At 73.4% G+C, this 9,954-nt stretch carries 7 protein-coding genes and 1 pseudogene; 4 read left to right on the top strand and 4 right to left on the bottom strand.

Annotated elements, in window-relative coordinates:
* Positions 1-908 (bottom strand): annotated as a pseudogene (locus BLS21_RS24225) (hypothetical protein); the annotation flags it as partial.
* Positions 909-1,846: 938 nt separating this feature from the next.
* On the opposite strand from BLS21_RS24225, the gene BLS21_RS24220 reads away from it, so the two are divergent.
* Positions 1,847-2,125 carry a hypothetical protein gene (locus BLS21_RS24220; protein ID WP_091224452.1) on the top strand — a complete coding sequence of 93 codons (279 nt, stop codon included), beginning with the start codon at positions 1,847-1,849 and terminating at the stop codon, positions 2,123-2,125.
* Positions 2,126-2,555: 430 nt separating this feature from the next.
* Here BLS21_RS24220 and BLS21_RS24215 read toward each other — a convergent pair whose 3' ends face one another.
* Positions 2,556-3,068, bottom strand: a complete 513-nt coding sequence (locus BLS21_RS24215) for a diguanylate cyclase domain-containing protein (RefSeq protein ID WP_091224450.1) — start codon at positions 3,066-3,068, stop codon at positions 2,556-2,558.
* 275 nt (positions 3,069-3,343) lie between these two features.
* Between BLS21_RS24215 and BLS21_RS24210 the strand changes: the two genes are divergently transcribed.
* Together BLS21_RS24210 and BLS21_RS24205 are read left to right on the top strand one after the other, a co-directional pair.
* A complete protein-coding gene (locus tag BLS21_RS24210) occupies positions 3,344-4,393 on the top strand; it encodes an NAD-dependent epimerase/dehydratase family protein (protein WP_091224448.1) in 1,050 nt (349 codons plus the stop codon).
* A 424-nt stretch (positions 4,394-4,817) separates the two neighbouring features.
* A complete protein-coding gene (locus BLS21_RS24205) occupies positions 4,818-5,969 on the top strand; it encodes an O-antigen ligase family protein (RefSeq protein WP_245700746.1) in 1,152 nt (383 codons plus the stop codon).
* A gap of 96 nt (positions 5,970-6,065) precedes the next feature.
* On the opposite strand, the gene BLS21_RS24200 is transcribed toward BLS21_RS24205, so the two are convergent.
* Positions 6,066-7,247 carry a YveK family protein gene (locus BLS21_RS24200; RefSeq protein ID WP_139177296.1) on the bottom strand — a complete coding sequence of 394 codons (1,182 nt, stop codon included), beginning with the start codon at positions 7,245-7,247 and terminating at the stop codon, positions 6,066-6,068.
* Between the two features lie 112 nt (positions 7,248-7,359).
* Positions 7,360-8,370, bottom strand: a complete 1,011-nt coding sequence (locus BLS21_RS24195) for a hypothetical protein (RefSeq protein ID WP_139177295.1) — start codon at positions 8,368-8,370, stop codon at positions 7,360-7,362.
* Between the two features lie 541 nt (positions 8,371-8,911).
* Between BLS21_RS24195 and BLS21_RS24190 the strand changes: the two genes are divergently transcribed.
* Positions 8,912-9,954: DUF1972 domain-containing protein (locus BLS21_RS24190; RefSeq protein ID WP_245700744.1), on the top strand; the 1,043-nt coding region annotated here is incomplete at its 3' end.

The following is a 9,954-nucleotide window of genomic DNA, read 5'->3' as shown; positions in this document are numbered from 1 at the left end:
TCGGCGGCCGGCGTGGCGGGCTTGGCCGGGCGGTCGGCGGCCGGGGTGGCCGGCTGGGCGGGGCGGTCGGCGGCCGGCGTGGCGGGCTTGGCCGGAGCGGCGGGGCGGTCCGCGGCCGGAGTGGTCGGCTTGGCCGGGCGGTCGGCGCCCGGGGTGGTCGGCTCGGCCGAGGTGTCCGAGCGGTTCGCGGCCGGGGTGGTCGGCTCGGCCGAGGTGTCCGAGCGGTTCGCGGCCGGGGTGGCCGGCTTGGCTGGAGGGGACGGCTTGGCCGGAGCGGCGGGGCGATCCGCGGCCGGGGTGGCGGTGCGGTCCGCGGCGGGAGTGGCCGGCTTGGCCGGGGCGTCCGAGCGGTTGGCGGCCGGGGTGGTGGGCTTGGTCGAGGTGGCGGTGCGGTCCGCGGCTGGAGTGGCGGGCTTGGCCGGGGTAGCGGTGCGGTTCGCGGCGGGGGTGGTCGGCTTGGCCGGGGCGTCCGAGCGGTCGACGGCCTGGGTGGCGGTGCGGTCGGCGGCGGGGGTGGTCGGCTTGGCCGAGGTGTCCGAGCGGTCCGCGGCCTGGGTGGCGGTGCGGTCGGCGGCGGGGGTGGTCGGCTTGGCCGGGGCGTCCGAGCGGTCGACGGCTTGGGTGGCGGTGCGGTCGGCGGCGGGGGTGGCCGGCTTGGCCGGGGCGTCCGAGCGGTCCGCGGCTTGGGTGGCGGTGCGGTTCGCGGCGGGGGTGGTCGGCTTGGCCGGGGTCGCGGTGCGGTCGGCGGCCGGGGTGGTCGCCTTGGCCGCAGTCTCGGCTGAGCTGTTGCCGGAGTTGGCTGGCGTGGCCGCCTTCTTCGAACCGGCGCCGTTCGCGCCGGCGCTCGTGTTCGGGTCTGTTGCCTGCGACGAGTCGGCGCTGCGCGAGGGTGTATCGGCCCGGGCCACCGCAGCCAAGGACGCGAGGAGCACCCAACAGCCGATCACCAGCAGGACAATGATCAGAATGCGGTGGCGCGAGAATCGACCAGAGGGAGTGCGCAGGTTGCCCGTCCCATGACGTGTGGAGGCGCCCGGCACCATTGTTCTGCCGGGCGTCGAGGTGAAGCCTCCACCAACCAACGCGATCTCTTTCTGGATGCAGTGCAAGCACAAGCTGCACCGTGGTGAAACGTGCACCGTGGTGAAACGCTTGAGTTCTGTCAGGTGAACGGTGACCCTCTGCGGAGTGTCTTCTCGTGACAACCCCGTGTGCCGCCGAAGAGGACACCTCCCGGCCATGTCTCACTGTGTGTGATCCTCGATTGTCGCGGCGTGCGCGAGGTTCACGACGACGTCCCGATCGATCACTGGGCGCATCCGGTCGGCACGAGCGGCCCACGAGCATGGGGTCGACGCGGCCGGCCCGACGGTGGCCCTCGTCGTCGAGGAGGGGGCGCGCCGGGCGGAGGCGTGATCCTGCACTGCTGCGACTGGCCGGCCCGAGCGCCGGCGCCCCGGTCGATCAGCGGGTCCAGCCGACCGGTCAGTCCTGACAGGTGCCTGTTGCTCCTCGGGCCCTACGGCGTCGGCCGATCCTCGACGGACCGGCTCTGGTCCGCCGGCACCACCGGTCAGTCGAGCCGGGAGGGGTGAGCTCGATCCCCTTGTGCCGAGTGCGGAGCGACCTGCCTGATGAGGGTCACGGGACACCGCGACTCGGGGCTCCCACGCGCCCGCACGGGCGTCCGACACGGCGAGCTGCCGGACGGCGTGCGGTGACCGGCTGCTCGACCGAGGGGAGGTCCCGAGGACGGCGGTGCAAGGGACGGCTCCGGACGACGGCGGCTGTGCGCGGCCGTCCACCGGGACGCATCTGCGGGCTCGACTCCGGCTGAAGGAGCGGTGTGGCCATCTTCGTCATCGCGGTGCCGGCGCTGCTGGTCGTCATCCTCGGGTACGTCATCGGCTACAGCATCTGGGAGGCATTCGGTGTGCCGGGGAGCCCGGAGCCGGCCGGCTGGACCCTTGGGCTGGGGCTGCTCGCCGTCCTGACCTGGGTGCTGCTGTCGCGAGTCCACCGGCTGCGCCGCGATCTGCGGCGGGCCCAGCTGCGAGGTGACGACGAGGAGGTGGCGCGGCTGCGCGCCGAGCTGGCCCGGCCGAGGCGCCGATCGAGGGGCTGAGCCTCACGCGGCGACGCACTCGACCTCGACGTCCGGACCGGGGGAGGCAGCGGGGCCACGCATCGGTGCGGGCCGGCAGCAGCCACGACCCGGCGGTCCCCACCGGACGGGCAGGGTCCGCGGCGGGCGACGGGTGAGCGAGCAGCTCCGGCGCGCCGGCGACCGTCGAGGGCCTCCCGTCCTCGTTCCGCGTGGTCGGGGCGCGGGTCGATCCATCGACGACGCGTGCAGCGGCACGAGGACGACGGGTCGGGTGCGGGAGGTCTGGCATCGAGCCAGGAGCCTGCTTCGGGTGTACCGATCGCCAGCGGGCCGGAGAAGCCCCGAGATGGGCGACATCGTGCGGGACGGCCGGCCGAGCCCAGGGATCGTGACAGTGGCATGCGGGCACGACCCGCGTCGGTCCACCGTCTCGACGGTGGACCGCAGCTCAGCGGGTGCCGCGGTATCGGATGACGTGGCCGGCGCCCTGCGAGCGGGCGGTGTGCAGGGACAGGGTGGCGCGGCGCATCGTCTCGGCGGCGGTGGTGCCCTCCTCGAGCGCGACGACGCCGGCGCAGGCGCCCAGGCCGGCGATGTCCAGCTCGGTGATGGTGGCGGCCAGGCGGGTGGCGGCGACCTCGGCGTCCTGGACGGTGCCGCTGAGCAGGACGGCGAACTCGTTGGGACCCGAGCGGCCGAGCCAGTCGTCGCCGCGCAGCGAGCGCGCCACGACCGAGGTGGCGGCGGCGAGGCTGCTGGTCGCGGTCGGCCAGGTGTCGTCGCGCCGGAGCAGGCCCAGGACGATCAGCGCCCCGGGGACGGCGGGCGCGGCGACCAAGCGCTCGGCGAGGTGCGCCGAGACCGAGTTGGGACCGGGCAGCAGGCTGGTGACGTCGTCCTCCGGCGGGAGGAGCGAGGAGATCGGCAGCGAGACCGAGAGCGGGTTGTGGGCGACGGACATGACCCTCAGATCGGTGCCGATCCCGTTCCGCTGGAGAGGACCCACCCCGACGGGTGGCACGAGGCCCGCGAGCCGTGACCACCGGTGCTGGACCGTCGCCGGGTCGGGACCTCCGTGCCGGTGGACGCCACGGCCGGGCCCCGGGACGACACTCCGGGTCAGCACACGCTGGGGCGACCGCACCCGCCGCGGACCGTACCGTTCCGTGGCCCCACCGGCGCCCCTAGCCTCCGGCGGCCAATGGGCGCGGACGGCCGCGCCGAGGGGGTGGCAACGTGCAGGGACCCGACCCGGACGGTGTGGACGACGGTCGGCTGCGCGAGATGCCGGTGCTGGTCACCGGGGGCACGGGCTTCCTCGGGGCGGCGCTGGTGCCTCGGCTTCTGCGCGCCGGCTGCCGCGTCGCCGTCGTCGGGCCCGACCCGGGGTGGCGGGAGCCGGTACGGCGGGCGATCCGCGAGGGCGTCGTCGAGCTGGTCCAGGAGCCGGAGTGGTGGCGGCCCGAGGCGGCTCGACGGATAGCCCGCCGGATGGCGGGGACCGAGCAGCTGGTGCACCTGGACGCCGTACCCGTGCCGCCGGGGGAGCGGACGGCGACCGGCACCGCGCGGCACCACGTGGCGGTGGACGTGACAGGGACCCTGGAGCTGCTGGCCGCGCTGGGGGACGGGCTGGGGCACGTCGTCCTGGGCAGCTCGGTGGAGGTCTACGGGCGGGCGCAGGCGACCCCGCTGGACGAGTCGGTGCGGCCGATCCCGGAGGACTCCGTGGCGGCGGCGCGGCTGGCGCTGGAGGACCAGCTGCGGGTGGTCGCCGCGGCGGGGGGGCCGGAGGCCACGGTGCTGCGCTTCACGACGCTCTACGGGCCCGGGGAGACCATGCCGTGGGCGGTGCCGACGTTCATCCGAGCCGGGCTGGCCGGGCACCCGGCGATCATCACCGGCGACGGGCAGGAGCTGCGCGACTACCTGCACGTGGAGGACGCCGCGGACCTGGTGCTGCGGGCGGTGGCGCGGCCGCCTGCGCTGTCGCCGGCCGGCGAGCGGTTCCGGCTGGTCAACGCGGGCAGCGGGACGGCGGAGCGCACGGTGGCGCTGGCGCAGCGGGTGCGGCGGGCGGTGGCCGAGCAGCGCGGTGCGCTGCCCCCGCCGCCGCGGCACGTGGGCGCGCGTCGGGCGGGGGACGTGGTGTGCCGCACCGAGCGGGCGCGCGAGCTGCTCGGGTTCCGGCCGAGGGTCGACCTGGACCGGGGGCTGGCCGAGGAGGTCGCCTGGTTCGCCCGGCTGGCGGACGCCTGGTCCGACCTGGACGCCGCCGGTGTGTGATCATCCGCACCCCGTCGGTGTGGTCGCACAGTCGCCCACCGACCCGCTGACAGGCTGGGCCGACCGTGACCGAGGCTCCTTCGCTCGCCCTCGGCGCAGCGGGCGATCAGCTCGCGCCACCCCCTCCGTGAGCTGCGGGTCGCTGGCCGAGCACGGCCTCAGGGGACCGTGGCCGGCGTCAGGACGGAGTGACCTGTCAGGTAGCCGTCCGGCTGGACTCGTCGGACATGGGGCACAGTTCCCCGACACTGACTGGTCCATCCTCTGGGGTACCACCAGAGCTGTTCTGCGGAGGTGCGGTGCGTACTGAGCCTGCCCGATCGCGTCTCACGCTGTGACCGCAGGCACGATGGACGCGGCGAGACCCTCGGCGACAGCGGAGGACCGAGTCTGTTCGTGGCCCGTCGCCGTGGCCTGCCTCCTCATGGTCGCGAGCACCGTGGCGTGGCGTCGCGGCGACATCTTCGCCGGTGCGGTGGACCCCGTGGTGGTCGTGAAGGGCCTGTTGAGCCTGCTGGCGCTGGCCATCGCTCTCGTGGTCGTGCAGACGCGTGGTGGACACCTCCGCCAGCTGGGGACCGGCACGCTGTGGTTCCTCGGCATCTTCATGACCGTGTCCGCGATGGGAGCCCTGACCTACGGCACCCTCGTCACGAGCGCTGTTCTCACCTTCCGACTGCTGGTCCTCGGTAGCACCGTGTTCCTGCTGCTCCGAGCAGCACCGGCCCTCCAGGTCGTGGGCGCGCTGGTCCGGTCGTGTGCAGCGATCGCTCTCCTCGCAGCCATGACGGGCGTCGTGATGGCAGGACAGGAACCCCGGCTGGAGGGCGGGATCCCGCCGGCACACCCGAACGAGCTGGCACTGCTCTCGAGTGTCGTCGTCGTGTGGGTCGTCGCCCGTGTGGTGGTCGAACGTGCGACGTGGCTCGAGGCGCTGACCGCCGTCGTGTTGCTCGGCGTCGTCTGGGCCACGGGATCCCGAACGGCCCTGATCATGCTGGTCGTGGCCGTGCTCGCCATGACGGTGCTGGTCCGCAGGCCACGAGCGGGTCTCGTGGTGGGGACACAGTGCATCCTCGCGGTCGGGATCATCGTCGTGTACTGGACCGGAGCGATCGTCTCGTTCGGGGAACGGGCACCCGACAAGGGCAGCACCCTCGAATCGCGCTTCATCGCGTGGTCGGCGGCACGGACGTGGGCCGAGAGCGCCTGGCAGGCGGTGTTCGGCGGCGGGTTGTCGGTCAAGCTCATCCCGGTGAAGGGGCAGTGGTGGGATCAGCAGCTGCTCGACAGCACCTGGGTGTCGGCGCTGGTGCAGGCCGGCGTCCTGGGGCTGCTGGTCGCCGTCGTCTGGGCCATCTGGGTGCTGCGCGGGGTCGTCCGCGCGCCCCGCGAACACCGGGTGCTCTTCCTGGGCCTCTTCGTTTTCCTGGTCGGCCGTAGCCTGCTGGAGAGTGGGTTGTTCGACGCGACTCCAGCGTTCCTCCTCTTCGTCGCGGTGTCCGTGACCGTCGAGGGAGGTTCCCGGTCATCGCTGACGGATCCCTCGACACCTCGCACTGCAGCGCCGGCCTGACCGGTCGATGCCCGGCCCGGCCGTGACCGCTGGCTCAGGTCGGTGGGAGCCGTCCCAGTCGCGGCTCGGCCGTCCGGCTGGAGCCTGCGATGGAGCTCAGGATGACGCGGGTTCGGACACCTCTCGACTCGCTGTCGCCGCCGCTCTCGCGTTGTCGGCATGGTGCCTGGGCGCACTGGGACTCCTCCCGCGGAGCGCCGCCCTGCGCGAGGTCAGGACCACGACGGGAGGGGGCGCCCCCACGGCCTGCAGGGTGGACCGCACCTCCTGCAGGTCCCGGGCGTCGACCCGTCCCGTCGTGACCACGAGCAGGACGGTGTCGCATCCCGCGTGGTCGTGCCGCCACGCCCGGATCGGCGTGGAACGGTCGATGAAGTCGAGGGCGACCCCGGGGGCGGTCGGGGCGATCAGCTCACGGCTGACGTCCGGGTGGTGGTGCACGATCGCCCGGACGCCCCGAGGACGTAGTTCGTCGGCCACCGAGTCGAGGAGGGCCCGCACGGTGCGGTCCTCGCCCGGCGACGGCGACACGACGCAGACCCGAACGGCCTTCTCCCCCGCGATCCTCTCCAGGTGACGAGCGATCGTCGGCGCAGCCCGTCCGGCCGATGGGTCGTGGCGGCCCCGTCCCGACGGGATCGTCAGGACCTCCACGTCCCCCCACGTCGCCCGTAGGTCCGACTCGGTGTGGAGGATCCTGCCCATCTTGCTGCGGACGACGGCTGCGGACAGTCCCAGGAGGAGGCCGGCCGCGGTACCCAGGGTGAGTACGTAGAGGGGAACGGGCGAGGTGGGGACAGTCGGCGCGGTGGCCGCGTCGGTCACCGTGAGTCGTACCGGAGAGACCCCGGTCGTGGGTCGCTCGAGGTCCTGGACCACCCGGCTGAACTCCACGGCGACCGCGTTCGCGACGTTAGCCGCGAGCTCGGCATCGCCGCTCACGACGGTGATGTCGACCTGGGCGGTCTCCACCGGGCTGGTGGCCTCGACCTCCACCCACGGCTGCGACGCCCCCGAGTCCATCCCGAGCCGGGCCATCGCACTGTCCAGGACGGCATCGCTCGTGGCGATGGCCGGATAGCTCTTGACGCGCTCGTTGACGAACTGCGAGGTCTCCGGCCCCTCGGTCGTACTGGAGACGAACACCTCGGCGGTGGCCTCGAACGTCCGGGGGAGCGCCAGTAGTGCGGTCAAGGCGAGGACGACGCCCAGTGCGGTCACACCCAGCCAGATCGGCCAGTGGTGACGCACAACCGCGATGTAGTCCCTCAGCCCCATCCTGTTCCTCCTGGTCCGGTACGCGACCACCCCTCCGTGGGGCAGGGGTGCGTAGCTGCGTCATCTGGTCGTCCGGCGGGCTGCTGTCCCGGGTCGTTCCCCGCACCGGCGGTCACGGACGCGCCCGGACCTGCCATTCGGGGGCGCCCACGAGGGTGACCAGCTCCTCCCGCACAGCAGTGATCAACTTGGCGCGCCCCACGGCCTTCGGGGCCATCACGGTGATGGGCACGGTGGTGTCGATGCACGCGGACGTGGTGTCCGCAGCCCTCGTGTCGCCGTTGACGCCCGGGAACCGGGGGTTGACGAAGACGATCTCCGAGCCGCCGCGGACGGTGACCAGCCCAGCGCTCCCGCCGCTCACGTTGGCGTTGAAGACCCACAGGTCGTTGATGGTGATGTCGGTGCCGCCCAGGATCTGCAGGCCGGCGAGCTGCGTCGCGTCGTCGTCCTCACGGCCGGTGGCGTCGATCAACACGCCGTCCAGGACCAGGCCGGTCGCCTTCCCGCTCAACAGGATGCCGTATCCACCCTGAGCGGTGATGTAGACGCTGCCGATGACGGACTGGCCGAGGTTGTCCAGGTCCAGGAACGGGCGGTTCGCCGGCAGGACACCGCTGACGTAGTGGGGCCCCCGTGTGAACAACCAGGAGTCGCTGCCGCCGATCCGCAGGACGGAGTCCGTCACGTTGTTCACATAGGTCGGCTGGAAGCTCAGCCTGAGGAACGCACCGTCGAGGAGGGGCGCCCCCCCGTTGTAGCCGCCGCCCAACACCCGGACGTCGGTCCACGCTCCCCCGGCGGCGTCTCGGGGGATGGGTTCCAGGAGGTGGTCCCGCACCTGACAGGAGAGGTTCTCCAGGGTGATCGACCTGACATGGGGGTCGAACCCCAGGAGCCCTCCCTCGGGGACCTTGATGACCTGGCTGTGCTGGAACTCGTCGCCGAACGGGAACTGCATCAGGTGCAGCCCCGAGAAGGCCCTGAGGGGGCGGGTCAGGTCGTACACCCGGTTGGCGAAGACCAAGGCCGGCTTGTAGGTCTGCCCGGCGGCGTAGGTCATCGCGGCCGCCACGGTGGCGTCGTCATCCGCGCTCCCCTGACGGAAGTCCTCGACCGCCACCAGACCGAGTGGGGCGTTCGGAGGGGAGGCGTCCGCGTCGGTCGGCGCAGACTCGGCCGCCAGCATCGCAGCCGCTGCGACCGTGCCCGCGGAGGCGGCGCCGGCACCCAGGAGCAGTGCGGATCGCCGACTCATCCTCGGGGGCCCGGGCCTGTGATGCCCCGGAGGGGCTCCCCCATCTGGCACACGCACTCCCTCGGTCTGCGACAAGGCCCCTCGGACCGCTCGAGGCAGATGGTCACACGGCTTCGCTCCTCTGTGGTGTCCGTTCCGCGCGGCGGCCGCGACGCCGTCGGTGCGCACGTCCGTACCCGCGGAGCAGGTCGCCACCGCCGTCTCGCCCCCGCCAGGCCGTGCGGCCCGTCGCGGTCCACCGTCCGTCACCACTCGGGTGCGGACGGGTGACCGCTGCGGGCGATTGCTGTCGTTCCGCGACAACGAATGCCATGAGGCCTCGATGCGTGCCCCGATCGATGGCACCCTGCCTCCCCGCACGAGCCCGGTGTCTCCCGACCGGCTCGAACGCCGGACGGAGGCCCGGTTGGACCACTTGAGCATCGCCATGGTCGGCACGCGTGGCGTGCCGGCCCGGTACGGCGGCTTCGAGACGGCGGTGGAGGAGATCGGCCGCCGGCTGGCCGACGCCGGGCACCGGGTGGTCGTGTACTGCCGCACCGCCCCCGGGGCGCGGGAGGCGCCGCCGGCGGCGCACCTGGGCATGGAGCTGGTGCACCTGCCGGCCGCCCGCCGCCGGTCGCTGGAGACCCTCAGCCACACCGCCCTGTCGGTGCGCCATCTGGTGGGTCACCGGACCGACGCGGCCGTGCTGTTCAACGCGGCGAACGCGCCGCTGCTGCCGGCGCTGCGCGCCGCGCGCATCCCGGTCGCCACGCACGTGGACGGCCTGGAGTGGAAGCGGGCCAAGTGGGGCGGGGCGGGACGGCGGTACTACCGGGCCGCGGAGGCGCTCGCCGTGCGCTGGTCCGATGCGCTCATCGCCGACGCGCAGGGCATCGCGGACTACTACCGCGACGCCTTCGCCGCCCCCACCACGCTGCTGAGCTATGGCGCGCCGCTCATCGAGCCCGGCGCGGACCGGCTGGCCGAGCTGGGTCTGCAGCCGCGCGGCTACCACCTGGTGGTGGCCCGGTTCGAGCCGGAGAACCACGTCGACGTGATCGTCGAGGGCTACGCCGCGAGCGCGGCCGGCAAGCCGCTGGTCGTCGTGGGCTCGGCGCCCTACGCCGATGCGTACACCGCGCGGGTGCACGGGCTGGCCGACGACCGGGTGCGTTTCCTCGGCGGGGTGTGGGACCAGGAGCTGCTCGATCAGCTGTACGCCAACTGCGCGACCTATCTGCACGGGCACTCGGTGGGGGGCACCAATCCCTCGCTGCTGCGGGCGATCGGCGCCGGCGCGGCGGTGACCGCCTTCGACGTCGGCTTCAACCGGGAGGTGGTCGCCGACGCGGGGCGGTATTTCCGCACCCCGGCCGACGTGGCCCGCGAGGTCGTCGCGGTGGAGGCCGACCCCGAGTGGGTCGTCCGCTCCGGGCGGCGCGCCCGCGAGCTGGCCGGTGGCTA

This window comes from Geodermatophilus siccatus, from assembly GCF_900103785.1.
In the GTDB taxonomy this organism is placed as follows: domain Bacteria; phylum Actinomycetota; class Actinomycetes; order Mycobacteriales; family Geodermatophilaceae; genus Geodermatophilus; species Geodermatophilus siccatus.
The sequence above is the reverse complement of the archived record's forward strand: the minus strand, read 5'-3'. Positions and strand labels throughout refer to the sequence as shown.

Bases quoted from the DNA above. Each gene is read 5' to 3' on its own strand.
- BLS21_RS24215 (WP_091224450.1), bottom strand. From the start codon at position 3,068: ATGTCCGTCGCCCACAACCCGCTCTCGGTCTCGCTGCCGATCTCCTCG.
- BLS21_RS24205 (WP_245700746.1), top strand. From the start codon at position 4,818: ATGGTCGCGAGCACCGTGGCGTGGCGTCGCGGCGACATCTTCGCCGGT.
- BLS21_RS24200 (WP_139177296.1), bottom strand. From the start codon at position 7,247: ATGGGGCTGAGGGACTACATCGCGGTTGTGCGTCACCACTGGCCGATC.